Raw genomic sequence first — 26,451 nt, forward strand, 5'->3', positions numbered from 1 at the left:
CTCTATGTGGTAAAGAGACGCCATGGGAAGTAGTTGCACCTTGATAGTTGACAGACCTTCTGGACTTTCTAGCCAGTGCAAAACCCCTATGGGAAAAGCTATATTATCAGTAAATGATAACCATAATTCAAGAACTCAAGGTGGGTTACGAGTACCATGGTCATAAGTAACAAGGCGATCTCTGTAGTTTACATCATCCTGTCAATCTACTTTATGCTCTACCTGATAACCCAAGTGATGGTTACCCAGGAGGACTTAAGTAATCTTTACCTCTTCGTAGCAATCTTTCTATCAGCGATTTCGCTCTCGTATTATAAACCAAACTTCTTCGTAGTCCCAGCGTTCTCCATACCTGGGGTAGCTTTAAGTCTCCTGTCAAGCTCTTCTCAGTTTTCCTTAAACCCCTCTCCGTTATCCCTTATCCTTGGCTCAGTCATGATGGCGTCGTCTTTAGGGGTTTCCATTACTGGGAGGAACGTCAGTGAACCCATGTTAGTCCCGTTCATAGCGTCGGTAACTGCATTCCTAGTCTCCTACAGCTTCTCCTATTTCCTACCAGGGAACTCACTAACTTTGCTTGCAGGGGTACCTCTATTTCTAATTCCACCCCTTAAAGCCACTAGGAGGGCCTGGGGGCTTGCTGTCTCCGTTATTCTCTCTCTATTGTCCACTCTGATCTCTTATGATTTAGTCTTTTCATCCGCCGCATTCCCGTTAAATGGTCTTATCTTGACCATCAGTTCACCTGAGACCTGGATAACGTACATAACCGTGATCTCCTTGATTTTAATACTGCTAGGAAGAGAGAAGATACCTAGCTTAGTCTTCCTTGCTTTCTCAGCCCTGATCTTTCTTCTTCCATCATCCGTACCACCTGCCTCAACCCTGAACTTTGTTTTTGCGCCCCTCTTAGTCGGATCAAGTTCACTCCCCTGGAGAAACCTGGAGATGGAACTAAAGGTTCTAGGAGAATCGTTGGAGGTAAAGTTTAAGTCGACTGGAAAGGAGTCCCTGTTCCTTGACTCCAAACCCCTAAAATTTTCGTGCAGCAGTGAAACGTGCGTATCCACTTCAAAGGTGAGCCCTGGTGAGCACGTTGTCAAACTGTGTATAGGGAACGAGTGCACGTCCAGAAAGGTGATGGTAAACCAGCCAAAGACTGTACCGTTGTCCGTGGGCAATAAGGCCTCCCCTTTGACCATAAGCACTGAAGTGCAGGGGAAGAAAATGATAATTAAGCTCAACTTCTCCAAGAAAACAGGTTCCTTTGAGCTGAAGGTAAACAACGAAGTGATCCAAACTAGGAGAGTGAACAGTACACTATACGAAGCCGAGTACCCCCTCAAATCACCAGGGAAATACTTAGTGGAGGTCAATAGGCTTTCCAAGGGGTCCTCAGAGTCCTACACTAAGGAGGTGGAGGTCAAATCCCTAGAAATGACGATAGAGATGAAGGTGGAACAGCGTTGGCCAGATCTTTTAATTACTGTTGAAACTTACGTGGACGGTGTAAGGTCTTCAGTGGACAAGATAGACATAAAGGTGAACGGCGAGCTGGTGCCCTTTAGCAACCCCGACCCTGGCATCTACACGGCCATGGTACCTACTAACAAGGAGGGAAAGTATGAGATTGTGGTGGAAGCGGTAAAGGATAAGCTTTCCAAGACTGAGAGAAAAGAGGTCGCGGTCTCTATTCCCTCATTGAGGTCGTGGGATCCTAAGTCCTGGGTAGGCAGGTCAATCTACGGCTATGAGGTAGAGGGTATATTGGGGATTGGGGGTACGTCCTTCGTGCTTCTCGGTAGCAGGGAGAAGAAGAGGTACGCCATCAAGGTAGTAAATATCTTCCCGTCCTCATCAGGATCGCAGACAAGGATCGGGCTCTCAACCTTTTCCGACCTGAGCAGGGAGTCCTCCAAGCTCCAGGAGATCTCAGAAAGGTCGGAGGAGATAGTAAAGCTTTACGGCATTTACGCTGACGTCAACACCATAGCCGAAATCCTTAGCGGAAAGACCCTCCTATACCTCACCAACCCCCCTGCCATCGTGATGGAGCTCATGACTGGTGGAACCGCTGAGGATTTGACCTCCAAGCAGGCTGTGTTTCTGTCGTCCAACTGGCCGGAGATAGTCAAGACGGTCTTCATAAATATCGCGAAGGCCCTTTACGTGGTACACAGTGAGGACTACGTACACCTAGACGTAAAGCCCAGGAACGTCTTTTTCAGCGAAGATCCGGGTTCGGTGGGGAGTGAGGTGTTAGATAGGTTGAGGTCTGGGAAGACTAAGGTGAAGCTTGGAGACCTTGGCTCAGCCAGGAGAACTGGGGAGAGGATAAGCGAGTACACAGGTGAATATTGCCCTGTGGATCAAGTTGAGGCTATGCTACGAGGGGAGGGCGCTAGGCCTGATATGGACGTTTACGCTTTGGGTGCAACCATATATAAGCTTGTGAACGGGTCCCCACTTAACCCCGTTGAGATGGTCAGAGAGATGGACACTGCAGTAGACCTCTTCCTAAGACGCGGAGATTATAGGTCCAGCCTACAGAAGGCAAGGGAAGCCTACAAGGTCGCACACGCTTCAATCCAACTATCGAGGTTTAAGGAAATTGAGCCTCTTGTGAAATCCATGACCCACTGGGATCACACCAGGAGACCGTCCATTAAGGAGGTCTTGGACCAGTTACACGGCTTGAGTAAATAATACCTAACCCGTGGTGGATCTTAACTCCACTAAGTCTCATCTCCTGAGCCTATAGGCCACTAGGATAGCGATGACCAGAACTATTACGAAAGATACTACCCTTGAATAGTAACTTGAGAAAATACCTTTTGGTGTTGTACCAGAGGAGGTAACGTTAGATGTACCTGTAGTAGTCGAATTGGTTTTGGTTACACCTGTGGTCTGATTAGTTTCTCGCGTAACGTTTTGATTTCTTGTAAAGTTGAAGTACACTGACGCATTCTGCGGTACCTCAAGGGAAACGCTGCTAGGTAATACGCTGTAGTTTGGGATGGAAAGAACACGGACCAAATAGGTTCCTGGGTACAGGAGAACGGAGCTGTTTCCCGTTAGGTTATATCTCGTGTTGTTTATGAGCACGCTCCATTCCTTAACCCCATTCTCCGACAGGTTCACCCTGAACTGGTCCTCCTTAAACTTTATTAAGACCAGTACCGAGATCCCACCAAGTTTGGTTCCGTTAGGCAGATTAACCGAAAAGGTAGTTGGGGTCACCTTCACCAAGCCAGCTGTGGTTACGTTCACTGTATACTTGAAGTACTTGGGGGGAATAATCGTAAAGTTATGGACCCCTATAGTCTCGTTAACGACAAGGAACGTGGAGTTGGTCTTGAACTCCTGGGACCCTATCTGAACCCCCCATGACTCTCCACTGGATTGGTTGAGCCCTGTCTCCAGGAAGACAACCCTGAAGGACTTAGGCACAACGTTCAGCGATAGAGTACTATTAACTTGAGTCAAGACCCCTGTTAACGGTTTGTACCCTGGGGCCGGGTATACCTTAAATTGATACGAAGCGTTATTGGTCGGCAGCACAAGAAGTAGGGTCCCTGATACCTCATCCTTCACTAACCCCAACTCAATGGTCCAATTCCCGCTGTAGTTACGTAGAGATATGGAAGCCTCATAATAAGGCACGTATGGTAAGAGGTCAAAGTTTAGGGTATTACCAGACATGGACGCGTACTCTATCCCATCTGATGTCAGCAGGTAACCCACTAAGTTCCCGATCTGAAAAGACGTGAAGTCTCCGGTAAACATGTTGAAAGTGTAGATCTCTCCATTCCCGTAAAGGTAAGCAGTCCCGTTAGCCGCGTAGAGGACTTGAGTGACGGAGGGACCTTTCGAAGTGTTCAGAGTATCTTCCTCATAGACTCCGACCTTTCCGTGACCAAAAAGGAACGTTGAGTTCAAGGGTCCAGGCACTACTGAGCTCCAATTCCCACTCAGGTTGTGGTAAGTCACGCCCTGCCCGTTTATTTTCACTAACGTGGAGGGAAAGAGCACGCATAGATATCCTTCACCAACCGAGACATCTACGGGATTCAGGTACTGGGTCGAGTTAGGAAGATTAAGGGAACCACTTACATTATACTTTCCATACGCGAAATAGAGATGACCTGGGTTCACCCATAATATTTCCTCGTCGGGCGTTGAGATAACAGTAGCTATCCCTTGAGTTACGTTCACGAGCTGTGGAATGCCTGTAATCACACCATTTCTTTCCAGGCCGATTTGCGTTAAACTCACTTGTAACTCCCCATTCACTTGATACCATGTCAAAAGGTATGTAGTTGTATAACTCGGAGAGATTGTGTAATTGAGGAAAACAGCCCCGTAATTTCCCGGTTCTACGTTACTAACTATCTGATAAGTTGTTGACGGTCCTTTTGTATTACTCTCCGCATACGCATATAAATAAATTCCTTGAGCGTTCCCCTCGCGAACTACGTCCACAAGCAATACGAAATTCCTCAAAAATCCTACGGCGATCGGTATGGAATTTATATTAACTGACGTGTTCCTATCTAGGCTCTCGTTGAATATCCACATAGTGGGGTACTTACTCCCGTTGACGAGTCTCTCTCCCACTATTACGATCAAGTTCTGAAATGAGGCGGTCTTGTTAACGGTTCCATCTCCAATGAAGTAGCCAGTACTGTTTTTCCAGACGTAAATCTCGCCTTCCTGGGCCCCAACGACGTAGGTAGTGTAGTTATTGAGGAATATCCCGTAGACTCTGGAGACATTACTAATTTGAAACAAGGGTTCTACGGAGCTCTGGGCCTTGATGACCCCGATCGTTGATAAGACGAAGAGCAACAAAAGTAGAACAGCAACCTTATCCTCCACAGTAGGATCTCCGTACATAAGTTAATAACTTTTTCATAACGTAAGCGCTCTTGGAGCTTCTGGCCAAAGGGCGTCTTTAGAACTAGGTAAGTAAACACCCTTAACAATAAGGGTACACCCTTTTGAAAACTTGAAGGGAAGGGATATCATGGAGCAGAAAGTTTTAGATGTAAGGAAGTATCCCCCTTCCACCAGGCATAGCTTAATACTTCAGGAGTTCGAGAAGCTTAAACCTGGAGATGGAATGTTCATATTAAACGACCACGAACCGGTCCATCTGATACATTTCTTATCCCATAGGGACGACTTCGATATGGACGCCTATTACGCTAAGGAGGAGGGAGAAGGCAGGTGGTTGGCCTACCTTAAAAAGAAAACCTCTCAGGTGGATAGAAAGGTGCTTTATACTGATTTTGACAAGAATAAGAAGTTCTCTGACAGCTCCTTTACACCTGTCCAGGTCTACAAGACCTCAACCTACGCAGTGATTCTGGCCTACTTTAAGCCAGGTCAATTCATACCTGTGCATAGTCCAGACATAGACCTGATACTTTACGTTAGAAAGGGCAGGGGTAAAGTCGTTGCAGGAGAGGAGAAGTTCGAGGTCTCTGAGGGGGATATTGTTGTTGTCCCTAGAGGAGTGAAGAGGGGTGTCCAGGCCGACACGGAAATGGAGGTGCTCCACATAGTTTCTCCGCCTCCCTCTGAGAAAGATCACGAACAGGTTGAGAAGGGGCTGGAGGTAGGGAGGTTTGGAGGCTAAGGAAATTGTGGACGCAGAAAGGTGGAAAGCGAAGATAATGGACGGACTAAGGGAAGTCTATGACCCTGAGATCCCAATTGACATAGTGAACTTAGGTCTGATTTATGAACTTACTATAAACGATGCGGGAGAAGTTTACATTAGGGTAGGTGCAACTACCCCGTCCTGTCCGGTCACTGACGACCTTGTCTACACCATTGAGCAGGTCATCAAGGAGAGCGTTAATGCCAAGAGCGTTAAGGTGGACCTAGACCTGGAAACTGGGTGGACACCCCTAATGATGACTGAAGAAGGTAGAGAGACCTTTAAGCGCAAGTACGGCTATGATATTGTGGAGATGTGGAGACTCCAACAGGGGGATCAGTAAAACAAAAATAGACACTTGCACGAAGGGGAAAAACAACTGACTTATCTAAAAAGGTCTACCTTATTAAGGAGAGTCCTAGTTGTTCCATTGAGGTAAGGCTTGGTAGTGCACCTGAGCTCCCAACGTAAGATATCTGCACGAAGTGGCTTCCAGATACGAGGTATACTATCTCAACCTGCCCCAAGGAGTAAGTGGATACCCAAACTCCGTTCATCATCTGTGGGGATATGGGGGAAACTGAATTCAAGTAGCTTAGCGCAGAGTTAGCCGATGGGAAGTTCACCTCCAGTACGGTCATCAAGTCTCCCGCAGCGTCGGTTAGGTTTACGTAAGATATAGCGTCAGAACCGAAGCTCTGCAGAAATGAGGTTGGCGAACTGTCAGCCACTCCAGAGAATGAGTTAACCACCGACCACGTCACACCAGTGAAGTGGTCTAAGGTAGAGAGAGAAGGTACGGAGGGGACTTGAGCAGAGGGGTTTCCGCCCAGGAATCCCAAGGATAGAGCTCCCGCGATTAGGACTATGGCTATAACCTCACCCACTTTTAGATCAAATCTCATGTATATTCCCTTAATATATCTATTAATCAAAATTGCATAATAAACTTTGTGTTCATATGTGTGCATTAGTATGCAATCCTGTTAGATTATAATTTTTTTAATATATCAGGATAAACTTAAACATATGAAACTTATAAGTTTTATTAAGTAAGTTAACCATATGAAAGAGAAAGTAATATTGCCAATACTTAGCGGTTTGGGGCTTATGGACGTTGTAACCACATTCTTGGGCGTAACTCAAGGTTACACTGAACAGAACTTCTTCCTCAGCTCCTTTCAAGATAATCCGCTCTTGCTTGTGTCCATTATGTCCGTACTGAAGGTTTTCGCGATAGTTGTGTCAGTCTTGTTGGCAAGGAGGTCGATAACGTTACCCTCCTTGGTCCTTATCGGGTTGTTTGGGTTAGCTGACATTTCCAACCTTTTACTTCTTCTACATTGAGCCCAACGAGTTTTTGGAAGCCTAGTCGGTGGTAAGTTGGGATGTATAGTTACTGGGCACGCGTACTGCTTGACGGTGGATTTTTCTCCTAGTTAGCATTTTCCTGACAGCTAGAAGTTAGATAAAGCGAAATCATATAAATTGTTAAAAACTATTTATCTAGACGTAAGGTTTAGCTTATAATATTGAAGCCTTTTAATTAGAATATGAAAAGCCTATCAGATGATATAGTTTACGGAAAGGATACTCCACTTTCATTTACTTATAACGACTTAGACAAGGATGTTGAGGAGACTGAATAACATTTAATTAATACACATGTATATCTAAATGATTTAGAGAGTGCAGGTTAGTTTCTACAGGAATTCGTTAGAGCAATACGCTTCCCTACCAACCTGGGTTCAGAGGTTAAGTCCAGTTGTGTGAGACCGCTTTACCTTAATGGCGAGAGCCATGGTGTAGGGTCAGACTCTGAGCGTTGTCAAACCCTATTACCCTTGAGCGAAGGTGGCATCTCAATTAGAGCTCATCCTGAACACGGAATGGGGATAGAGACCTTTAAGGTATAAAACCCAATGAGGTATAGATGGACATGAATAAGCTTGTACTGGTCGGCGTAGTTCTCCTTCTCCTTTCAGTGAATCCAATAACTGAGGAGCTTGAATTCAGGGTTGCTCTCGTTTATATGTTGTCTCACTACTCTCTCGTGTCTTCTGGCTTCCTCATCGGGTTTGCTCTTTTGAGATCCAGTTGGTACAACTTAATCGTAGGGGCTGTCCCAATAGCATTCTGGCACCTTCCTTTTCCTTTCGCTCTAGGTGCCTCCTTCTTACTTTTTAGGGTAATGACAGACGTCTCATTGTTCTTGGGAGGACTGTTAGTGGGCTCCACGATACACAGCGTCCCTCAATGGGTAAAGATAACGCTACTGTCACTCTACATGTTGGGAGATACTGTCCTCAGCGTGATCTTCATAATAGCAGATCCGTTATACAGCCAAAAGGACTTCCATTTCCTTCTCTACCCTCCATCTTCGCTCCCAATAGTGGGTGTAGCCATGATCTTAGTGATGAACGTGGTTGTAGCAATTGTAGTTTACTTGTCCTTCAAGTCGATCCTGAGATGGGAGTCTGAAGATTGAAGGACTCGACTCATTAACCCTTTCAGGTTCAATTCACTCGGACTCGAAAACCTTTATCAATACTTTCATGATTATAAAGAACGCTACGATGTTCATGAAAAGGAACATGAATATTCCTGCGTCTTTGATCTGCCAGTCCGGGTATGTAGATAGGGGATATACGTAAGCTTTATCGCCAAGCATGAACGCTGCAGAGAGGGATGTATCTCCAGCCATCCACCCTCCGAAGAGACTGTAACTGAGCTTACTGCCTAACCTCAATGATGACCCCATGAGAAAACCTGAGAGGGCAAGTAGTATCTCCACAACAATCCTCCAGAACTCAAACCTAGAGGTGAGGTCAAAAACAAATGGCACATGAGAAGCAACGACGATTATAGACCCTAGGATAATCCATGGTATTGACTGGATCCTCATTCTCTTGGTGCCAAACCAAAAACCTGAAGCAAAGAGGGCGTAATGAGACGCCATGAACGCAACGGCATTATTTTCGTATAGATTCTCAGTAATAGGATTAATTAAGAATAAAATAGAAATGAGAAATATTAAAAAATTTCCCCTTTTTAACTCCATAGGCTCACGGGTGGTATATGGGAAGCTGAAGATATAACATCGTGAAAACTACAACCCAGACGGCGTCCACGAAGTGCCAGTAATACGAAGCACCCGTTGACAGTTGATATGGTACGGCTACTTTGGTTCTTAGAAGCGTTATTGCCCAGAGGACAAGTCCCATTATAACGTGAAACGCATGCAGCGACACTATTGTGAAGAAGAACCCTGTGTAAACGTTCTCTTGGGGTATGAACTTAACTATATGAGTGAATTCGTAGACCTGGCCCATCAAGAACGTGAACCCCATGGCCGCTGTAAGACCTCCCAAGATCTTAAAGAGCCTCATTTTCCCCTTGAGGAAGTTATGATATGCCAAGTGAGCTGGAATGGAACTGGAGAGCAGTATCACTGTCATAACCAGGGGGAGGGGATACCAGTCTACTGGAAGTCTGGGAAGAGTAGCCACTGTTGGTGTTTCGTTTATATCGTAAATGTACCCTCCTATGAAGCTACCGAATAGGAAGATCTCTGCTATGATGAAGAACAATACTGGGGTCTTCGCCCTTCTAGACATCTCTATACCGCTCTCTTGAATTATGGGTTCCCCAGTGTTACTACTTACAGCTGACGAACCTGTCGCTCCTGTTGCGTTAGCTACTTTACCTATGCCGAACCCTCCAAAGCTTCCAGGAATACCCCTCACTGGTCTGAAGTAATCGTTGTACAGCCAAGCTGTTCCCACACCTATGAACGTCAGAACCATTAACGCCCCAGGAATAGTTATTCCTGCCAATATGAGCATGAACCCCAGTGGAGGGAAACACAACAACATTCCAAGGATAGAGGGGAAGTAAGATCCATGCCTATGCTCAGACTTGGTTCCATCCATTTCCCTCCCGAAGGACAGGGGCAAGGCGATCGGCTTTATGGTAAAGTCTGGTATACCTATCAGCTGTTCGGAGTTCCACGGGTCCATTGTAGTAACTGGTGGACCCCTAACCCAAGCGTAAAGTAGGGTCGCAAACATCGTTAACATTCCTATACCTTCTACAAACCCTCCCACTGTGACCAGGTTCTGGAACGGTTGATAGAAAGGAGCTGGAACTACCGCATATCTCCTTGGCATGCCCAGCACTCCGTCTATACTCATTCCAGTTGCTACCACAAAGGCACCAACAACAATCATGAGCATAGAGCTCCTGGCTAACTCCTGATCGAACCACTTTCCTGTGAAGTACGGGAAGTAGTAAACTAAACCGCTCAGCAACCCAACAAGTATTGCGAACACCATATAGTGGAAGTGGCCCACTACGAGGTAAGTCCCGTTGAAGGCGAGATCTACAGGGATCAGGGGGAAGAAGACTCCCGTTATTCCTCCAACCAGGAATAGCGAGATGAAACCGATCATGCCTATAGTCAGAGCTGAGAACTTAACTTTACCCCCGTAGAAAGTTATTGTCCAGTTAACTACCTTCACTCCTGAGGGAATGGCTATTGCCATTGTCGTGGCAGCAGCTATCTCCCTGACAACGTCGCTGTCTATTGCTGTGAACATGTGGTGCATCCAAACTCCTAACACCGATAAAAACGCGATTGCCATGGACGACAAAGCTAGGGCTTTATATCCATATATCTGTCTCCCCACAGCCCTCGGTAACACTTCACCAACCAGCCCCATGGCGGGTAATATTAGGATATATACCTCTGGGTGCCCGAAGAACCAGAAAACGTTTTGCCAAAGTAGAGGGTTACCCCCTAGAGCTGCGTTGAAGAAGGGAATGTTCCACATTCTTTCCAGAAATGCCATGGCGAGACCTGCTGTCAGCGGTGGTAGAGCCACCATGAGTAGTATGGCAGTGGCGAAGAAGGACCAGGTGAATAGGGACATCTTAAAGAAAGGTATTTTTCTAAGTCTCAGTATGGTCATCAAAAAGTTTATCCCAGTAAGGGTTGAGGAAACCCCAGCTACCATTAGGGCCACTTCTATTAAGGTGACCCCGAAACCTCCGTTGACTTGGAGATCTGTGCTGAGGGGGGCATACATGTACCACCCAGTATTTATCGGGCCAAAAAGTGGGGCGACTATACTCATGGCCACGGCCGGGACCAATATCCAGAAAGAGAGAGCGTTTATCTTGGGCCAGTAAAGATCGTTCGCACCGATCATTCTTGGAATGAGGTAGTTAGCGAAACCCGTTGAGATTGGCATGACCATGAAGAATATCATAAAAATACCGTGGAGTGAGACCGCATTGTAATATTCCGTTGCCCCTAAGTTATTTAACGTGAGCTGATCCCTTATCATAGAGGCATAAAATGATCCTGTGATAAGACTTATTATTCCCAGGACTATGTACATTATCCCTATGTCGTGGGCACTGGTAGTGGTTAGGGCTATCTTAAGGGTCTCTTTAACCTTTTCCACTTTGGACATGTTATTCTACATGATAAAGTACTTGAACGGGGTTTAATTTCTTAAACATATACTTTTCAATATATTTCAAAAAAAATATAAGATTGAGTAGAAACTTTTTTATAAATTCTTTTAGAAATTTTTAATAGTTTTATTGTTCAGAAGAATTTTATAATTAAATTAACTTTATCGATTAAGCTTGCTTATATACTTATTTCGTGTAGAAACGATTAGAACAGATACACACCGCCCCATATGCTATTTTAGGTTGAATTACCTACTGACTTTCTCCCTGCACAAAGGGCGAGGCTTTCCTCACTTTGTAAGTTGCCCGGAGGTAATGGGAGGTTCTCAGATGTGCGAAACTTACAAGAATAGAAGTTGTCCTCTTTAAATATTCAAGGTTTCACAGGTTATGAAACAAGGCTTATAAAAGTGAAGTCTCATACTAACTTGATTTATAATGAGAAAAGCTGTATCTCCCGTCTTTAGCTACGTAGTTGCATTCATAGTTGCTGTGGTAGTGTTATCAGCAGCAATAATATCAATTTATCAATATCACTCCCTGTCAGCTCCAACCAACACCACTTCAACCAGTACTACGCCCAGTAGGGTCACGCTCCCGGTAATCTCCTCAAATAAGACTGTAGTGGTGTACCTTGTAGCGCTTTCGTCTGCCTCTACATTCAATTTAAACGGTACTTCCTTCGGGCAAATGACCATTTACGTTCCATCAGGAGATAACATAGAAGTTAAGTTCACCAACCAGGAATCTCTTCAACACAACCTTTTGCTTGTGATGAACGACACTCCTACCCCAAATGCGGCAGATCTCTCCTCAGATGGTAAGATCCTAATGTATGTGGGTACCTCCTCCTCTTCGTATACCATCCAAGGGCTCTCTTCAGGTCAAACCGCTGTAGGCGTATACGGTCCCCTGTCCTCAGGAACCTATTGGCTAGCCTGCGGGATATCAGGACATGCTGAGTCTGGCATGTGGGTTAACCTAGTAGTGTCCTCAAACATCACCTCGCCTTACGTTACGGGTTAATTTTTATTATTTTTATTTTAAAAATCTATTTTCTAACCTTTTATAATGATATATATAATCGTGAATGAGCGTTAAAGTAATTAGAGGGAGCGAATTGGACAGAAGGGATTTTCTAAGACTAAGCTTAGTCTTGGGAGGGGCCATAGCGGTCTCTCCATTAGTCACTCCTGTTCTTGATTACATGGGGTACTACTACGGGGAGCTCAAGAGTTTGTCGCCAAAGTACTTGGTTGCCAACAACTCGCAGGGACTGGAGGGGTTCCCAAAATACAAGGTCGCAAATATCAAACAGCTTCAGGGGAGTTGCCCAGTTTATTTCTTTGCCTATCCTCTCACTGATGAACCTTGCTTTTTGGTGGATTTCAGCAAGCTAAATGGGATGACCAACGTGGAATTTAAGAACCCCTACGGGAACCAGTTTAGAATTAACACCAACTTTAAGAACATAATGGGTGTAGGTCCAAAGGGATCGATCTGCGCTTTCTCGGCGGTTTGCGTCCACTTGGGCTGTCAGTTACCAGCTCAGGCAATAGTGCCGAGCTCCAACGACCCCGGACTGAACCCGTCCAGTTCCATTTTGCATTGCCCATGTCATGGTTCAATGTATCAGCTCGACCAAGGAGGTATAGTGGTTGGCGGTCCAGCCCCAAGACCTCTTCCAATCGTCCTTCTGGAGTACGATGAGAGCACAGGGGATATATACGCTCTTGGAACTAACGCTCCTTACTTCTCAGAGGCAGTACCTAGAAGGAGACCCAGGGACAACCTGATATACGATCCTAGGTACAGTTACTCAGTGCCCTCCAACCCTGCCTGCGTGAGGGTGAGCTAATGGAGCAAGAGGAGAGGACGTGGTTAGATAAAGTACTACAGTGGTTGGATGATAGGACTGGACTCTATGGGCACACATTAAGACAAGCCCCAAGATACGCCTATAGGCTGGATTTCTGGTTGGGCTCCTTCGTCTTAGCCTCCTTCCTTTTTGAGGTCTTTACTGGTATGTTGATAGCCCTCTACTACGTCCCAGCAGATCCATACGCCTCTACGTCATACTTGATATCCAACGTGCCCCTGGGGGCTCTGCTATTTAGCCTGCATAGTTGGGGGGCTTACGCAATGATCTTCCTGCTCATAGTGCACATGACGAGGAACTTCCTGGTGGGGGCTTACAGAAAACCTAGGGAAATAATGTGGGTAGTTGGTACTCTCCTGGCTGGGTTAACACTAACGGAAGCTTACCTGGGGTACTCCTTACCTTACAACCTGATCTCTTGGACAGCAACGACAACTGGACTAAACTTGTTCACATATATGCCCTTCGGGTTGAGCAACCTAATAGCAGCAATGACCTTGCTGCCACAGTTACCTGGAATTGCCAGCGGAGTTGATCCTTTAGTTGACAGGTTCTTCATCTTCCATTGGATAGTGGGAGCGCTCATAGCAATGGTGTTGGGCCTCCACCTGTATATCTTTGAAAAGCACGGTATAACTCCTCCCCTAAGTAAGGCTAAGGATAGGTCGGAGCTCATTGATGACTACCCAGAGAAACTAAGGAACGACCCTAACTGGAAACTTCAACCTTTGACTAGGACCTTTGGGATTATAGTGGTCACCTTCCTGATGACTTTTGGGGCGATCTTCCTTATTTCCTCAGCCTTCCCCTTCCAAATAGCCATTGATGGAGCTACAGTGAAGTACATTATGCCTGAATATAACCCAGCTCTTGCGGCTCAAACCCCGCCCATACCGGACTGGTACTTCCTTTTCATTTACTTCTTCTATAAGTCCGTTTCACCTTCCAACGCATCCATGATTTTCTTAGCTTGGGGGGCGGTAACTGTACTATTCCCCTTCATAGACCAGTACGTGTTCAGGCATAAGTCACCTCATCCAGTCATGAGACCTGCATCGATGGCGCTCGGTACGGGCTTCATAATATCCTTCATTGTTAACAGCGTCTGGGCATACGTAACTCCAGGTAGGGATATAGGACCGATAGGAGTTGAGGTCGACGGGGCAGCTTTCCTGGCGTCCTTCTTGGTCGTGTTTCCAACTCTGAGGCTACTTCAGGGGAGGGTTCAAGAAGGAGGGGAAGACTCCTTTAACTTGGGGAAGAGGCTTGGTTTCGCCAATAGCCTCCAGCAGACCCAAGAGATATCCTTGTCCAGACCGGTCTCCTTGACTGTGGATCTTAGCATTCTGTTTACGTTGGGTCTCATAGCCTATACTTCAGCTAAGATGCTCACGTTGACTAACCTATTCCTAGACCAGTTCCAGCTGGGACTCCTAGCTGGGATAAACATGTTCCTCCTGTCCTACCTGGTTCTAATCTACACTCTAAAGGGTGATGGAAAATGAACGCTGAAAGGATAGCTGAAATTTCAACAATAGTGTTTGCAATTGCCATCCTTGTTTTTTTGGGGGCTTTATCGTTTGTGTACCTTGGAGCTATAGATCACGGCTCATATATTCCCAGTAATGAGACACCCATTCCCATAAAGGTGATTGCCAAGCAGTACGTGTGGGAGTTCATATACCCCAACGGTACAGTCTCCTACGACAAGGTAGTAATACAGGCTGGAAAGCCGTACGTCTTTGAGGTCACTTCAGCTGACGTAATACACGCGTTCTACATAGTCCAACTTGGATTAAAGATGCAAGCCATCCCTGGATACACCTACAACCTTTACGTGCTTGTCAATCAGCCAGGAGTTTACAATATTTGGTGTGCGGAGTTTTGCGGTCCAGGTCACTACACCATGAAAGGGATCATGATAGTTACCAACTCTACAGGGTGATATGATGAAAATGAAACCCCTTGACGTAGTCGCCTGGCTATTTACAATGGTCTCCATGGCGCTCATATTCCTCTGGGTTGGCGACTTCGGCACTCTAGGATACCTTGCGCAATCGCCCATATCCAGCTACGTGGAGAACCTATGGAGGCTCATGTACATAAGCGCGTCCGGTGTGTTTGGAGTTTTCATGGGGTCTCTAATATTCTTCTCCATTAAGTTTAGGTATGTAGAGGCACCGAGAGAGGTAAAGAGAGAGGTAGATCTGTCCAAGATAGTAGTCCCAACCCTATTGGTCTCAGGGGTAGCGCTAGTGTACGCAATTTCCCAGTACTTCTTTGATCTGTTGCTGAACCAGTTCGACTTAGGTCTCCTAGTTGGTCTAATGATTCTTCTGTTCTCATCGTTTATCTTCGTTATATATAAGGAGTACTTCAAGGACTAGGTGAGTGTAAAATTGAAGACACCTCTTTTTTTCACATTTGTATGCGTCGTGGGCATAGCCTTTTTCGTAATTTCCCCACTCTATCCAAATCAGTTCGCGGTTCAGTTTTTGGGTAGTTTGGCGTTTTGGTTAGGTTTGGGTTACCTTCTCATGAAATATCCCTTAAAGAACGCCATCTCAAGGGTTAGGAGCGGAGGAAGGACTAGTTTCGGGGTCCTTATCCTCTACCTCATGGCCCACTACCTAGCTTACAGCCTCCTTTTGAGTAGATTAACAGACCTACCTGTAGAAAAGACCTTAGGACTCACGTACGCCCCAATGAGTACTGTTGATCTCCAGAACCTCCTGGGTATACTCTTCTCTCCTTCCTTATCTGCAGGATGGGGTGGAATTTACGTTGATCTCAGTTTGTTCTCGATCTTGATGGGGTTAGTCATAGGGACCTTGGTAACAGCGAACCTAGAGGAACTTAAATACCTCCGAGGGGCAAAGAGAGAGGCTTCCTTGATCGGTATTCCCATGGCAGGGATAATTACCGGAAGTACTTGTTGCGTGTCAATAGCAACCGTAGTGTATTACTACGTTCCGCTAATATCGCTCTCCTTGGCTGTTGCAAGCATTCTACTGAACTTTACCTACTTTAGCTTGCCCATAATTACAGCCATTTTCCTCTGGTTAAATCTGAGAACCTTAATGGGATTTCACGGTAAAATCGTTAAAAAGAACCCGGAAGTAAAAGTAGATAAATGAATATATTTCAAGTATCATCGTTATAAACGTGTGGGGAATCTGTATATTGAAACTTTTGGAACTATTCTACATTAGATATTGGATAGTACGAGCTACGGTAATAGCAGGTTATATTTTTATAAGCTTAAGGTAAACAAAAAAGGTTTAACTTATCTTTATCTAGCTAGAATATATACCAAGATCTTCGACCATGTAGTAGGCATTAAAGGTTCCAGGTCCAGTAACGTAATTCCACCCGTAATGGGCTGGAAGCGGATTGTTTCCTGAAGTAATGGGCACCCACGCTACGTACCCCTGAACGTCATTCCCATCAGGTAGTTTAACATTTCCAGTGTAAGAGATATGATATAGGGCGTAATTTAGAGGACCAATCCTGTGACCCACAAGGGAGACCATAGCAGCGGTCATCGGCGCTGCTCCGCTGGTACCATACCATAGAAACAGCTGACCTTGGAATACTAACGGTAGGCCGAAGCCGAATTCAGGTATGTTATATCCTCCAGCGGAGACGAAGGCAACGTCAGGGTAAGTCCTTACGGTCTGAGGAGTGAACGGAATTAGAGACGTTAGCTCGTAGGTTTGAACCGGGAATACCACACTATTCCCTCCAGTACTGTAGTCCCATCCAGAAATACTGTATATTCCCCCAGATGAGGTAGCGTTAAGGAATATTCCACCTACTGAGGTAACCAACGGGTCCGACTCTGGATACCAAATCGTGTTATAGACTCCGATGTGGAAGTTAGGTGGCGGATGGTCACTTTCAAATCCCCAGTCGCCGGAAGCTGCCAACACAGATGTCCCCTGAACTGAGAGCTGAACCATAATATTATGTATCATGTAAAGCATGGCAGGGTAATATGAAGCTAGAAAGCTTTCAGGTAGAGTGACCGATATGGACACTACATCAGGGTTGATGTAGTTCGCCATGTAGTAATATTCATAGTAGTAGTTCAGGGAGTTTCCGACGAGGGCAGTCCCACCAACGTATCCGTCACTAAAGACTACGTCTATGTTGGCACCGGGCGCGAAGGCACCTGAGTACTCAGCGTCCAGCTCGTTCTCTCCAGATTGACCCCCAGAGGTGTCAGTCCCCAATTGGACTACGTTAAGTGATCCCGTTCTAGGTATTCCGTATAGGGACCAGAAGTACTTAACGTCGCTCTGGTTGATGTAGCACTCTGGGACTCCCTCTATGGCTATGGTAGATCCTGAACCTGTAATTCCTTTGTTGTAGGCCTCAGTGAAGTTAAAGTAACCCTGGATCGTAACTGGAGATATAACTGCCGACGATATCAACCCCTTACCTGAGGGTCCCCTTCCGTCCATCATGGGTATAGACCAAGCATACCTTAACGCTGAGAAAACTCGAGGGTCTACGCTGTCTATCCCTACTATTCCAAGAACGTACTTCCCAACTTGGTATGGAAGGGATGGGGTAACGTTATTGGTGAAATAGTAGAAGGGACCTATGTTCTCAATACCTACCTTTCCGAACCAGTAGATGTCCTTGTAAGGATAGTAGTATACGTTTATATAGGTATTAAACGCTCTCTCAATTTGTCCTACTGTACCGTTAAAAACTAATATTAGTCCATAGTCTCCTTCGTAACTAATCCCGTAATGTCCCAAGTAGCTCACTAAGGAATTCACGTAGGAGGTAGACGGATAATAGTATTCCCTGAACTGAGACGGGGTTAGATAACTCCCTGGGTGAGATATAACGTAAGAGAGCTCTTGGTTTAGAGAAGAGTAGTTGGAGAAGTTTAGGAGGATGGCGAAGGGTAGGTACATGGTCGAGTTCAACGGCTCTACAAACTGTGATCCAGGGAGTACGGAGTACTGCGGCGATGATGTTTGTATGTAGATTGAGGAACTTTGGGCCTCTGCTATAGGCCCTAAAATTCCTATCAGTGGGGAGAGAGATAGTATCAATAATAAAATTAAAACGATAGGTTTCTTCATTAATGTTCAGTAAGTAAAAAATGAGTTATAAACATATTTTATGAAAAGTACCGCAGACGCTATCCATTTTACGTGATAAAAGAACTGTAAACCTTTTCCTCTGGAGCATGGAGGAGGCAGTGGAGTCCTTGAGGACGTTAAGCGTGTTGGGCCTGGACTTTGACTTTGCGTGGTCGCTAGTAAAATTCTAGCTGAACTGGGGGACAGGGGAGAAACCACTGAAATAAGGGAACTCGTTGGTAGTACAGCTCTACTCAACAATTGCGAGATCGTCAACGGTAACGTGAAGTATTTCTAGAGGATCAAGGGGTTAAAGGTCAGCAACTGGAAATGCCAGTATCTTAAAGGTCTCAACGGATCTTTTCCTAACCCTCAGCTCTAGACTTGACCCAGTGCCTAACTCAAGTTCTAACTGATCTGGTTCCATTACTCCAGTCATCACTGCACGAAGCTCCAGAGCGCTACACTAACGCTGTTCATGGCCATACCTAGGGCTGCGTACTCAGGGGGCAAGACCAGACCTAGAGAAGGGAAAAGTACTCCGGCCGAGATGGGGACGAGCACAGCGTTGTAAGCCAGCGCCCAGGCAATGTTTTCCTTTATCTTCCTTACGGTCCTCTTGGATCTCTCTAGTAACAACTTTAGCGAGAGGACGCTCGGTACAACCACGTCCCCTGCATATTTAGCTATGTCAGTACCCGATGAAACGGCCACCCCTATGTCAGCTTCCCTCAAGGAAAGGGCATCGTTGACTCCATCCCCTACGAAGCACACAACCCCTTCCCTTTTCAACTCCCTCACTAGCTCGACCTTGCCATCAGGGGACAGCCCTTTCCTAATCTCCACCCCTAGGTCTTGAGCTACCCTATCTGCGTAAACGCTGGAGTCTCCCGTTGCAATTATTACCCTATACTTCCTCTTCAACTCATCAACCAGTTCCTTAACTCCATCCCTCAGTTTGTCCTCTAACCATATGTCCCCGGCCACCTTCCAGTCCACACAGACAGATACGTCCCCCTTCGGTTCACCATCACAATTCTTTGTGACCAACTCCTTCTTCCCAACTAGAACTTCTCTACCCTCTACCTTACCGTATACTCCCCCCTCCAGCTCAGTGAAGTCCTCAACCTTGAGCTTTTCACCGCTCATGTTCGCGATCACCCTTCCTACCGGATGACTGCTTAACTTCTCCAGGGACGAAGCTAGCTCGATTGCCCCATCCTGGTATTCCCTAAACTCCCTCACGCTCATCTCCCCCTTGGTTAGAGTACCCGTCTTATCAAAGACTATCACTTTCACCTCCCTCAACTTTTGTAGGCTTTCTCCATTTCTCACCACGATGCCCTTTTTGAGCAACTTCCTTATCCCTACCATGACCGCCATTGGGGTCGCAAGGCCGAAACCACAGGGGCATGCGGAGGCTAGAATCGCTACAGCTATCAGTATCCCGAATGTCTCTGGCTGGTGGAGGAGTAGAACCCAGGCTAAGAAGGAGAAGATGGAGATAGCGATTATGACTGGGACGAAAATCGAGGATATCCTGTCGGCAATGGATTGAATTGGGAGCCTCACTGTCTCCGCCTCCTTAAGCGCCTGAACCACTTGCGAGATGTAGGTCCTCTCACCGCTCCTGGTAACGTAGACCTTTAGAAAACCTGAGGAGAGCACTGAGCCCCCAACTAACGGGTCTCCCTTCACCTTCTTTACGGGAAGGCTCTCCCCCGTGTAAATTGACTCGTCCACAAACCCCTCTCCCTCATCCACAACTCCGTCAGCTGGAACCACCTCTCCTGATTTCACCACTACTAGATCTCCTACCTTAAGCTTCCTGGAGTCCACGGTCTCTCCGCTCACTAACCTAGCTTTAGTGGACTGGAGGTTTAGGACCTCATCACTTGTCCTCTCCTTTATGTAGGCCTCCAGGGTCTTCCCAGCCAAGATGAAGGTTATCAATAGCGAGGACGCGTCGAAGAAGTACCCTGAGTGGAGGTAAAACAGGGAGACTAAGCTGTAGGTCCAAGCTGTGAGCGACGATAGGGACACAAGGACGTCCATGTTGGTGGTCCTGTTCTTGAGAGCCCTGTAGGCTCCCCTGTGGAACCTCATTCCAGAGAAGAACACCACAGGTAAGGAGAGGACTAGTTGAAGAAATGGGACTTGAATCAGGGTGAAGGGAGATATCAAAGCTCCAACGATTAACCTGAGCAACAGGTCCCTGAAGTCTCCAGACTTACCCATCTCTTCCCTTTCCAGCTCTAGGGGGTAGCCCCTCTCTTTCATCTTCTCAAGTACCGTCTCCGCTGAGGTAGTTAACGGGTTTATCTCGACTATAGCTATCCCAGAACTGGCGTTCACCTTCGCTGATATCACCCCGTCCATGCTCTCTAGGAGAGCTGTCAGTTTATGGGCCTCCTCCTCACTGACCTTCACCCTCGCTGTGAACTTCTGAGTAGCCACGTCGTACCCAGCGCTTCTGACTGCCTTCACTACGTCGCCTAATTTTCCCCCTTCTATGACTACCCTGGCGTTCCCGGAGGCTAGGTTGACGTTGGTCTCCTTTACTCCCTTAACGCTGGAAATTGCTTTACTTACAGTAATCTCGCACGTGGCGCAGTGCATCCCTAGGACTTTGATCTCTTCGCTCCTTAACCTCAGGGACTTGGTCTCCCCGCTCATGTAGGCATCCCTTTTGGTCCACCTTTCAGGTAGACCTCTGGGTCCTTATCGAAAGCGACCTTACAGTGATGACTGCAGAAGTAATACACCTTTCCTTTATACATTGACTTAAACTTAGAGGTCTCTTTCACTTCCATACCGCAGACCGGATCCATCATTTTTATCAAGTACATATATCTCACTTGTAGTAAAAATACTCTGTGTTAATTCTGTACGTTGCCTCCCTTAGCTTTGAACAAATAGTTTTTCTTTCCGTAATTCATGAGTTAGGTAATGACAAATGAAAAAGAGATCACGGAGGTGGAGTACAAAGTGCTACAGCTTCTAAGGAAGAACTCCAGGAGGAGCGCGAGCGACATAGCGAAGGAGCTCAAGGTTAGCAGAGCCCTGGTCTCCAAGGTCATAAGGTCCTTGGAGGAAAAGGGAGTGAAGTACTGCGTCGAATACTACGAGAAGGATGAACTCGTAGCCTTCGCTTTGGTGAACTCATGCGAAGGGCTTGATGACTGTTTCAAGCTACTGGACGGAAGGTACATGGCGGTGATAAGGGGGAACTTGGAGGAGTTAAGTAACGCGCTGAGCAAAATCGGGAGCACGCAATACTTCCTGGCTGTGGAGAAGGTAGGCAAGCCTAAACTCAAGAGGAGAGAACTCTCATGCGATTACTGCGGGGAGAAGATCCTAGGGGAGCCCTACGTTGTCAAGGCTGGGAGGAGGGTTTACTACGCCTGTTGCAAGAGTTGCAAGACCCAGTTAACCAAGAGGCTGAGGCTTAAGGAGACCACCTGACCATAGGGCAGAGTACCCAGTCCGAACTAATAATGTATCAAACCTCGCAGGGTCTAGAGGAGGTCAGAAGCCCCACACAGGCTCTATATAGGTGTAATATATAATATCTTGTAAGATAATACCTAAAGTTTAAGTAAATACTTTCGATTATCTGTCTAAAGACTTATTCGTTTTGGTTTAGTATTAAATACCATGGGTAGAACTCAACCTTCCTTCACTAGATCGGTGGACGCGGAGCTGGAGAAGTTGCTAAGGCTGAGCAAGAGGGTTGGTTACCCATGTTTCCAGGAGGTAGTGCTTGAGGCTTCAAAGAGGGTGAGGGAATTTCAAAGTGCACTCTACGACGAGGTCACTGACCCACAGGAGATCCTCCTCCTAACTCTGATCTCTGTGATAGCTGAGGGGAGGTGTAATGGAAGGTTACGTAGTTGACGCCCTTCCCACTAGAGGCGGCGTGGTTCTAGTCCTGGACGGATTTAGGAAGGTCAAGGTCAACACTACCTTCCCGATCTACGTGATCACAGATAGCCCGGAGAGAATAGCTGAACACCCTTCAGTCTTGCACTATGAGCAGGAGGTCTGGAGGGACCTTGACGGTAAGGAGGTCGACCTCTACAGGTTCGAGCTGGAGGACATGGAAGCTTACAACTACATTAGGAGGAGGGTTGAGACAGTTAACGAGATACCTACGGTGATGTCACAGGTCCTGCACAGGATTAACGCCTATCCCTTCAGGAAGGTCAGGGTAGGGAAAGGGGTGGAAATGTACCCTGAGGAGTTCCCTAAGGTATCCTTCGCTACCGTAGTCACTGAGGACTGGTACGGCCCATCGCCAAAGGGGAGGAGGTTCGTGGCGAACGTCAACGGGGAGAAGTTGCAAGGTCGGATCGATGACCTAGACCTGAAGGTGGACGTAGCTGAATGCTTCGGGATAGCCTGCCAAAAGGTTACTGCTTCGGTCAAAATAAGGAGGAAGAGGGCTCCGGTGTCCGTGAGGGGGATGATCGAGTGGTCCCTGGTTAGCAGGACCTTGATCAGGGAGCTGGAGGGCTCCACCATAGGAAAAGTGCTCACTACCAACGAGGCTTGGGTTGCCTTCTCTAGAAGGGTCCTTATCCCCAGGGTGGTTCCCAGGGTGGAGAAGATGAGGACCTTAGATGAAATAAGGGCAGTGGACAAAGGAGGATTGGTCCTCTTCCCCAGGGTAGGATGTTTTGACCAGGTGTCCCAGGTGGACTTCTCCTCTATGTACCCTTCCCTCATAGTGAAGTACAACATATCAGCTGAGACCGTGGACGTGTGCAACGACCTGGAGACTGAAATAGGCCACTCCATTTGCATGAGGGAGACCGGGATAGTCCCGGAAGCCCTGAGATGGTTAATAAAGAGAAAGGAGGAGCTCAAGAGGGTAGATGAGGAGAGGGCTGAAGCCATAAAGTGGATCCTGGTAGCCTCGTTCGGTTACCTAGGGTACAGGAACTCCAAGTTCGGGAAGATCGAGGCCTACGAACTGGTCACATACTTCGCCAGGAAAACCCTGAGGGAGACCATGGTTCTCGCGAGGGAGTACGGGTTGGAGGTGCTTCACGGGATAATAGACTCCCTGATACTAAAGGGGGAGAGGGTTCAGGAGTTCCTGAGGTCAGCTGAGGAGATGACGGGTCTCAGGCTCAAGGAGGACAGGATGAAGTGGATCCTGCTCTTCCCCAGAAGGGATGGGAGACCGTACCCCATGAGGTATATGGGGAAGCTGGAGAGTGGTGAGGTGAAGGTTAAGGGACTGATCAGGAGGAACTTGCCCAATGTGGTCAGGGTCTTCGTGGAGGAAGCTGTGGGACTGGCTGAGGGGGCAGAAAGTTGCCAAGACCTTGAGGAAATTACTAAGGACCTGAACCTGCTAGCGAAGAAGTATAGGGAGAGGATACTGAACGGGGATCCTAGGGACTACGTTATTTGGGTTAAGGGTAAACCTTTGATAAGAGGGGTCAGAGGGTTCTACGACCCCTCCAGAGGTTACAGGGGAAGGGACGTGTACTACTACTTGGACTACCTGGAAAGGGAGAGACAGGTGTTGATTGATGCTTATCACGGGTTTTCAGGCAATTGATAGGCTAGTTAGCGAGGACGAAGTAGTGGAGTTCTTCTCCACTGACAGGAACCTGCTCTACACCCTGTACCACAGGGCCATAGTCCTCTCGTCTCCCGTCAAGGTCATATTGGTCTCAGAAAGGGGTGGAATAGACCCATTGCTTATAGAGAGGTTCAGGAGGATATTTCAAAAATACGACGAAATATATATCAGAAGAGCGTTCAAGGTCGAGGACGTGAGACCTACCATTGAGGCCATGGGGGGAGAGTTCGTGTTGGTAGACCCGTACCACCACAGGAAAAAATACACCGAAATAGTCTCCGGAATAAGGAGAGCGCAGGGGAGGAAGTTCATATTCAGCTTCATGGACAGGGAGAGGGAGGGGTCCGTCTTCGGTCTTCACACAGCCCACTCCTTGATTAAACTGGAGGGTACCGGGTCTGGGTTCAGAGCAAAGATATTGAAGAGCGTCAGTGTGGAGAACATTGAGATACCCTTTGGGACCTGGGAAATATTCGGGAGGTCCGAGGAGGGATTGGTGAGATGGCTCTAAACTATTCCTACGATCACACATAGCTCTAGCTTTTCCTGTCCCTCGTCCTGAAGTACTCAAAAATCCTGACCTTCTCTGGGCTTTCCCTCATGCCCTCCCTTATTACGGAGTAGGCGATGAGGAGGACTATGGTGGTCACAGCACCTATGAGGAGGGCCTCCTGGGGCATACCAATGAAGAAGAGGACTATCGCTATCACCGAAAACGCTGGAAGGTAGGGGTAGCCTGGTGTCTTAAACTGAGGGTTCGCGTTCTTCCTCCTAAAGTGCATTACCGCCAAGGATGTGACCAGATAAGAGAAGAGTAAACCAAAGTTGCTTATTGCAGCTATTACGTAAACGTTCCCTGCAAAGAGTGTCGCGACTCCTATGAGGGAAGATATTAAGACTCCGTTGACTGCAACGTCCCTAGATTTATCGTATTTCGTTACGAACTTGGGTAGAAGACCGTCAGCTCCTATCTGATAGAGCATCCTGGAGGAGGTCAATATCATAGCCAAGGTAGCTGACGTCGTGGCAATGAGAGCGCCGACCCCAACCACAAGGAAAAGTGAGGATGGTGCCTTGGCATAGGAGAGGGCGAAGGACAGGGGGTCAGCGCTTATCTTGTAGGCTGTGACTGGGGCAAGTATCATAAGGGAAACGTCTACTAGGACGTAAAGGACTAAACTAATGACCACGGAGTAAACTATGGCCTTGGCAGCTCCCTTACCTCCCCCTTCAACGTCAGAAGCTATTGTGGAAACGCTTTGGAACCCAGAATAGGCAAAGATTATGCCCTGCATTGACTCAAAGAAGCCGTAAGATGCGTTTGGTGGTACTGTAAAGTGAGAGGGTAAATTTGTCCTGCCTATCGTTAGTATGGCGAAGGCAGAGAAAATTATCAGAATAGCTACCTTGAGCAATACAAGGTAGAAGTCGGCTTCAGCGGCCTTCTCAACTCCCATGAGGTTGAGTACGGTGAGAACTAGGATTAGAAGAATAGCAAACACTATGGGATTACCCAACCCCAAAATGGAGCTTAGATAAGCCCCAAATCCCAAAGCTATCGCTGATATGCTGGAGGCATAGCTGAAATAGAGCAAAATCCCGGTCACGAAACCTATGTGGCTCCCGAAGGCTTCATACGCAAACGAGTAGGATGAACCCTTGAGTTCCGGGAAGAGGGAAGTAAGTTCACCTAGTTCAAAGGCGAGTATTAGGGATACGAAGCCCACGAAGGCGAAAGCTACTAATGAGAGGATTCCTGCCAAGGAAATCACGGTCCCGCTTAAGACGAAAATTCCTGAACCTATTATAGCCCCTAAACTAACCGCTGTTGCGTAGGCAACGTTTATCTTCTTTGACATGAGCAGGGTTTCACACGTGATTAATAAAAATTACCTTCCAGCTCTTTCCGGGCAAGACAGACTTTCCGAACACGGATCGACACCTGTGCAATTGATCAAGAGGAAGATTAGCTTGACTAGACCGTTATCGATCCATATTTAAGGGTTCCTTAAGAAGGGCTAGAAAGAGGGGTTTTGGTCTCATCGAGTTTCATGGTTGACATTAACCTCAACCCTGGGCTTCACTTGAGTCGAGGGGATATCCTCTCACGCTAGTCCCCTTTTGGGTAACCCCGACCGACCTAGATGGTACGCTGTCCAGGTGGGGAAACTACGCATCTTTAGGTAGATGTTTAAGGACGCGTTCAGTTGTTTATCTAGTTTGAACCAACACCTTGAAGACTCGAATACCTTACCTACCTTTCTGGATAGATACCACATCTGGGGCAAGCCGTTAGTAGAGGTAGGTTCACCTCAACTACGCATGGGTTAAAGATAGGTACCTTGTACTTGGGCACTCCATGCAGTGTACTCTACACGGTCTTCGATACCTTTGACAGAGAGTTGTTATCGTCCCTGAACATCCCTGCTTGTCCAGTCTTTCAACAGCAAATTGTAAAGGTATAGACTAAGAAGGGAATTGACGAACTTGTGTACAAAGTGAAGACCATATCCCTCTCGCGGTGGGCATTGTTGAGTAACCTGATATCATGATATAAACTTAACAAGTTCGCTGAAACTCTCGTCACGACTGCAAGGGAGGCAAAACCAAGCGCTCGAAGCTTCCCCTAAGAAAATTTCCTGAATCCTTGTACATATATTAGATTCCAAATGGAGGAATTCCAAATTCCTTCTCCGGTCAACTTAGACGTTAATTCCTTAAAGATTCA

Annotated in this window: 25 protein-coding genes; 16 read left to right on the top strand and 9 right to left on the bottom strand. The window is 46.8% G+C overall.

Translation table 11 applies throughout. The annotated features are described in order from the left end of the window. The first annotated feature begins 156 nt into the window (after positions 1 to 156). Complete coding sequence (locus GWK48_RS07670) at positions 157 to 2,706, top strand: protein kinase domain-containing protein (RefSeq protein ID WP_174631081.1); 2,550 nt, start codon at positions 157 to 159, stop codon at positions 2,704 to 2,706. Positions 2,707 to 2,742: 36 nt separating this feature from the next. Here the strand turns inward: GWK48_RS07670 and GWK48_RS07675 are convergent, their stop codons facing one another. Continuing rightward, a complete protein-coding gene (locus GWK48_RS07675; RefSeq protein WP_217451745.1) occupies positions 2,743 to 4,896 on the bottom strand; it encodes a hypothetical protein in 2,154 nt (717 codons plus the stop codon). A 130-nt stretch (positions 4,897 to 5,026) separates the two neighbouring features. Between GWK48_RS07675 and GWK48_RS07680 the strand changes: the two genes are divergently transcribed. Next, a complete protein-coding gene (locus tag GWK48_RS07680) occupies positions 5,027 to 5,641 on the top strand; it encodes a DUF2249 domain-containing protein (protein WP_174631085.1) in 615 nt (204 codons plus the stop codon). 37 nt (positions 5,642 to 5,678) lie between these two features. Then, entirely contained in the window at positions 5,679 to 6,008 is a 330-nt protein-coding gene (locus GWK48_RS07685; RefSeq protein ID WP_174632673.1) for a metal-sulfur cluster assembly factor, read from the top strand. A 55-nt stretch (positions 6,009 to 6,063) separates the two neighbouring features. Here the strand turns inward: GWK48_RS07685 and GWK48_RS07690 are convergent, their stop codons facing one another. Further along, entirely contained in the window at positions 6,064 to 6,600 is a 537-nt protein-coding gene (locus GWK48_RS07690; RefSeq protein WP_246263778.1) for a hypothetical protein, read from the bottom strand. Positions 6,601 to 6,730: 130 nt separating this feature from the next. Between GWK48_RS07690 and GWK48_RS07695 the strand changes: the two genes are divergently transcribed. Beyond that, on the top strand, positions 6,731 to 7,012 hold the full coding sequence (locus GWK48_RS07695) for a DUF5658 family protein (RefSeq protein WP_174631087.1): 282 nt from the start codon (positions 6,731 to 6,733) through the stop codon (positions 7,010 to 7,012). Positions 7,013 to 7,604: 592 nt separating this feature from the next. Continuing rightward, entirely contained in the window at positions 7,605 to 8,153 is a 549-nt protein-coding gene (locus GWK48_RS07700) for a DUF1404 domain-containing protein (protein ID WP_174631089.1), read from the top strand. Positions 8,154 to 8,186: 33 nt separating this feature from the next. Here the strand turns inward: GWK48_RS07700 and GWK48_RS07705 are convergent, their stop codons facing one another. Further along, the gene (locus tag GWK48_RS07705) at positions 8,187 to 8,726 is read right to left on the bottom strand and encodes a DUF1404 family protein (RefSeq protein WP_174631091.1); all 540 of its coding nucleotides are present in this window, start codon (positions 8,724 to 8,726) and stop codon (positions 8,187 to 8,189) included. Positions 8,727 to 8,730: 4 nt separating this feature from the next. Then, the gene (locus GWK48_RS07710) at positions 8,731 to 11,142 is read right to left on the bottom strand and encodes a cbb3-type cytochrome c oxidase subunit I (RefSeq protein WP_174631093.1); all 2,412 of its coding nucleotides are present in this window, start codon (positions 11,140 to 11,142) and stop codon (positions 8,731 to 8,733) included. 442 nt (positions 11,143 to 11,584) lie between these two features. Here GWK48_RS07710 and GWK48_RS07715 point away from each other — a divergent pair, with 442 nt between their 5' ends. The 6 genes from GWK48_RS07715 (at position 11,585) to GWK48_RS07740 (ending at position 16,162) form a co-directional block, all read left to right on the top strand. Next, positions 11,585 to 12,172, top strand: a complete 588-nt coding sequence (locus GWK48_RS07715; protein ID WP_174631095.1) for a sulfocyanin — start codon at positions 11,585 to 11,587, stop codon at positions 12,170 to 12,172. Between the two features lie 64 nt (positions 12,173 to 12,236). Continuing rightward, on the top strand, positions 12,237 to 13,004 hold the full coding sequence (locus GWK48_RS07720; protein ID WP_174631104.1) for a Rieske 2Fe-2S domain-containing protein: 768 nt from the start codon (positions 12,237 to 12,239) through the stop codon (positions 13,002 to 13,004). After that, a complete protein-coding gene (locus tag GWK48_RS07725; protein ID WP_174631106.1) occupies positions 13,004 to 14,530 on the top strand; it encodes a cytochrome b in 1,527 nt (508 codons plus the stop codon). The genes GWK48_RS07720 and GWK48_RS07725 overlap by 1 nt, the downstream gene beginning before the upstream one ends. After that, a complete protein-coding gene (locus GWK48_RS07730) occupies positions 14,527 to 14,970 on the top strand; it encodes a cytochrome c oxidase subunit II (protein WP_174631108.1) in 444 nt (147 codons plus the stop codon). Before GWK48_RS07725 ends, GWK48_RS07730 begins: the two co-directional genes overlap by 4 nt. A 4-nt stretch (positions 14,971 to 14,974) precedes the next feature. After that, entirely contained in the window at positions 14,975 to 15,412 is a 438-nt protein-coding gene (locus GWK48_RS07735; protein ID WP_174631110.1) for a hypothetical protein, read from the top strand. Between the two features lie 12 nt (positions 15,413 to 15,424). After that, the gene (locus GWK48_RS07740) at positions 15,425 to 16,162 is read left to right on the top strand and encodes a hypothetical protein (protein ID WP_174631112.1); all 738 of its coding nucleotides are present in this window, start codon (positions 15,425 to 15,427) and stop codon (positions 16,160 to 16,162) included. Between the two features lie 159 nt (positions 16,163 to 16,321). On the opposite strand, the gene GWK48_RS07745 is transcribed toward GWK48_RS07740, so the two are convergent. Then, on the bottom strand, positions 16,322 to 18,127 hold the full coding sequence (locus GWK48_RS07745) for a S53 family peptidase (RefSeq protein ID WP_174631114.1): 1,806 nt from the start codon (positions 18,125 to 18,127) through the stop codon (positions 16,322 to 16,324). A gap of 169 nt (positions 18,128 to 18,296) precedes the next feature. Between GWK48_RS07745 and GWK48_RS11685 the strand changes: the two genes are divergently transcribed. Continuing rightward, positions 18,297 to 18,425 (top strand): PIN domain-containing protein, encoded by a 129-nt coding sequence (locus GWK48_RS11685; RefSeq protein ID WP_281359964.1) that lies wholly within the window; start codon positions 18,297 to 18,299, stop codon positions 18,423 to 18,425. Between the two features lie 12 nt (positions 18,426 to 18,437). On the opposite strand, the gene GWK48_RS11690 is transcribed toward GWK48_RS11685, so the two are convergent. The 3 genes from GWK48_RS11690 to GWK48_RS07755 are packed head-to-tail and all read right to left on the bottom strand — an operon-like array spanning position 18,438 to position 20,961. Next, entirely contained in the window at positions 18,438 to 18,569 is a 132-nt protein-coding gene (locus tag GWK48_RS11690) for a hypothetical protein (protein ID WP_281359965.1), read from the bottom strand. Beyond that, positions 18,566 to 20,803, bottom strand: a complete 2,238-nt coding sequence (locus GWK48_RS07750; protein ID WP_174631115.1) for a heavy metal translocating P-type ATPase — start codon at positions 20,801 to 20,803, stop codon at positions 18,566 to 18,568. Before GWK48_RS07750 ends, GWK48_RS11690 begins: the two co-directional genes overlap by 4 nt. Next, positions 20,800 to 20,961, bottom strand: coding sequence for a YHS domain-containing protein (locus tag GWK48_RS07755; RefSeq protein ID WP_174632677.1), 162 nt, complete (start codon positions 20,959 to 20,961; stop codon positions 20,800 to 20,802). Before GWK48_RS07755 ends, GWK48_RS07750 begins: the two co-directional genes overlap by 4 nt. A gap of 115 nt (positions 20,962 to 21,076) precedes the next feature. Here GWK48_RS07755 and GWK48_RS07760 point away from each other — a divergent pair, with 115 nt between their 5' ends. The 4 genes from GWK48_RS07760 to GWK48_RS07775 all read left to right on the top strand — a co-directional run bounded on the left by GWK48_RS07760 (position 21,077) and on the right by GWK48_RS07775 (position 24,234). After that, on the top strand, positions 21,077 to 21,592 hold the full coding sequence (locus tag GWK48_RS07760; RefSeq protein ID WP_174631117.1) for a TRASH domain-containing protein: 516 nt from the start codon (positions 21,077 to 21,079) through the stop codon (positions 21,590 to 21,592). A gap of 192 nt (positions 21,593 to 21,784) precedes the next feature. Further along, positions 21,785 to 22,024, top strand: a complete 240-nt coding sequence (locus tag GWK48_RS07765) for a DNA polymerase II (RefSeq protein WP_174631119.1) — start codon at positions 21,785 to 21,787, stop codon at positions 22,022 to 22,024. Beyond that, positions 22,005 to 23,699 (top strand): DNA polymerase domain-containing protein, encoded by a 1,695-nt coding sequence (locus GWK48_RS07770; RefSeq protein ID WP_174631120.1) that lies wholly within the window; start codon positions 22,005 to 22,007, stop codon positions 23,697 to 23,699. Before GWK48_RS07765 ends, GWK48_RS07770 begins: the two co-directional genes overlap by 20 nt. After that, positions 23,671 to 24,234 carry a hypothetical protein gene (locus GWK48_RS07775; RefSeq protein WP_174631122.1) on the top strand — a complete coding sequence of 188 codons (564 nt, stop codon included), beginning with the start codon at positions 23,671 to 23,673 and terminating at the stop codon, positions 24,232 to 24,234. Before GWK48_RS07770 ends, GWK48_RS07775 begins: the two co-directional genes overlap by 29 nt. A gap of 25 nt (positions 24,235 to 24,259) precedes the next feature. Here GWK48_RS07775 and GWK48_RS07780 read toward each other — a convergent pair whose 3' ends face one another. Beyond that, on the bottom strand, positions 24,260 to 25,582 hold the full coding sequence (locus tag GWK48_RS07780; RefSeq protein WP_174631124.1) for an APC family permease: 1,323 nt from the start codon (positions 25,580 to 25,582) through the stop codon (positions 24,260 to 24,262). Positions 25,583 to 26,451: the final 869 nt, after the last annotated feature.

Source organism: Metallosphaera tengchongensis (assembly GCF_013343295.1).
In the GTDB taxonomy this organism is placed as follows: domain Archaea; phylum Thermoproteota; class Thermoprotei_A; order Sulfolobales; family Sulfolobaceae; genus Metallosphaera; species Metallosphaera tengchongensis.

What these genes read in the sequence shown, in the direction of transcription:
- GWK48_RS07720 (WP_174631104.1), top strand. Translation starts at nt 12,237, where the DNA reads ATGAGCGTTAAAGTAATTAGAGGGAGCGAATTGGACAGAAGGGATTTT.
- GWK48_RS07735 (WP_174631110.1), top strand. Translation starts at nt 14,975, where the DNA reads ATGAAAATGAAACCCCTTGACGTAGTCGCCTGGCTATTTACAATGGTC.
- GWK48_RS07725 (WP_174631106.1), top strand. Translation starts at nt 13,004, where the DNA reads ATGGAGCAAGAGGAGAGGACGTGGTTAGATAAAGTACTACAGTGGTTG.
- GWK48_RS07730 (WP_174631108.1), top strand. Translation starts at nt 14,527, where the DNA reads ATGAACGCTGAAAGGATAGCTGAAATTTCAACAATAGTGTTTGCAATT.
- GWK48_RS07775 (WP_174631122.1), top strand. Translation starts at nt 23,671, where the DNA reads ATGCTTATCACGGGTTTTCAGGCAATTGATAGGCTAGTTAGCGAGGAC.
- GWK48_RS07705 (WP_174631091.1), bottom strand. Translation starts at nt 8,726, where the DNA reads ATGGAGTTAAAAAGGGGAAATTTTTTAATATTTCTCATTTCTATTTTA.
- GWK48_RS07760 (WP_174631117.1), top strand. Translation starts at nt 21,077, where the DNA reads ATGACAAATGAAAAAGAGATCACGGAGGTGGAGTACAAAGTGCTACAG.
- GWK48_RS07685 (WP_174632673.1), top strand. Translation starts at nt 5,679, where the DNA reads ATGGACGGACTAAGGGAAGTCTATGACCCTGAGATCCCAATTGACATA.
- GWK48_RS07715 (WP_174631095.1), top strand. Translation starts at nt 11,585, where the DNA reads ATGAGAAAAGCTGTATCTCCCGTCTTTAGCTACGTAGTTGCATTCATA.
- GWK48_RS07695 (WP_174631087.1), top strand. Translation starts at nt 6,731, where the DNA reads ATGAAAGAGAAAGTAATATTGCCAATACTTAGCGGTTTGGGGCTTATG.
- GWK48_RS07780 (WP_174631124.1), bottom strand. Translation starts at nt 25,582, where the DNA reads ATGTCAAAGAAGATAAACGTTGCCTACGCAACAGCGGTTAGTTTAGGG.
- GWK48_RS07675 (WP_217451745.1), bottom strand. Translation starts at nt 4,896, where the DNA reads ATGTACGGAGATCCTACTGTGGAGGATAAGGTTGCTGTTCTACTTTTG.
- GWK48_RS07755 (WP_174632677.1), bottom strand. Translation starts at nt 20,961, where the DNA reads ATGATGGATCCGGTCTGCGGTATGGAAGTGAAAGAGACCTCTAAGTTT.
- GWK48_RS07745 (WP_174631114.1), bottom strand. Translation starts at nt 18,127, where the DNA reads ATGAAGAAACCTATCGTTTTAATTTTATTATTGATACTATCTCTCTCC.
- GWK48_RS07765 (WP_174631119.1), top strand. Translation starts at nt 21,785, where the DNA reads ATGGGTAGAACTCAACCTTCCTTCACTAGATCGGTGGACGCGGAGCTG.
- GWK48_RS07770 (WP_174631120.1), top strand. Translation starts at nt 22,005, where the DNA reads ATGGAAGGTTACGTAGTTGACGCCCTTCCCACTAGAGGCGGCGTGGTT.
- GWK48_RS07670 (WP_174631081.1), top strand. Translation starts at nt 157, where the DNA reads ATGGTCATAAGTAACAAGGCGATCTCTGTAGTTTACATCATCCTGTCA.
- GWK48_RS07680 (WP_174631085.1), top strand. Translation starts at nt 5,027, where the DNA reads ATGGAGCAGAAAGTTTTAGATGTAAGGAAGTATCCCCCTTCCACCAGG.
- GWK48_RS07700 (WP_174631089.1), top strand. Translation starts at nt 7,605, where the DNA reads ATGAATAAGCTTGTACTGGTCGGCGTAGTTCTCCTTCTCCTTTCAGTG.
- GWK48_RS07710 (WP_174631093.1), bottom strand. Translation starts at nt 11,142, where the DNA reads ATGTCCAAAGTGGAAAAGGTTAAAGAGACCCTTAAGATAGCCCTAACC.
- GWK48_RS07750 (WP_174631115.1), bottom strand. Translation starts at nt 20,803, where the DNA reads ATGAGCGGGGAGACCAAGTCCCTGAGGTTAAGGAGCGAAGAGATCAAA.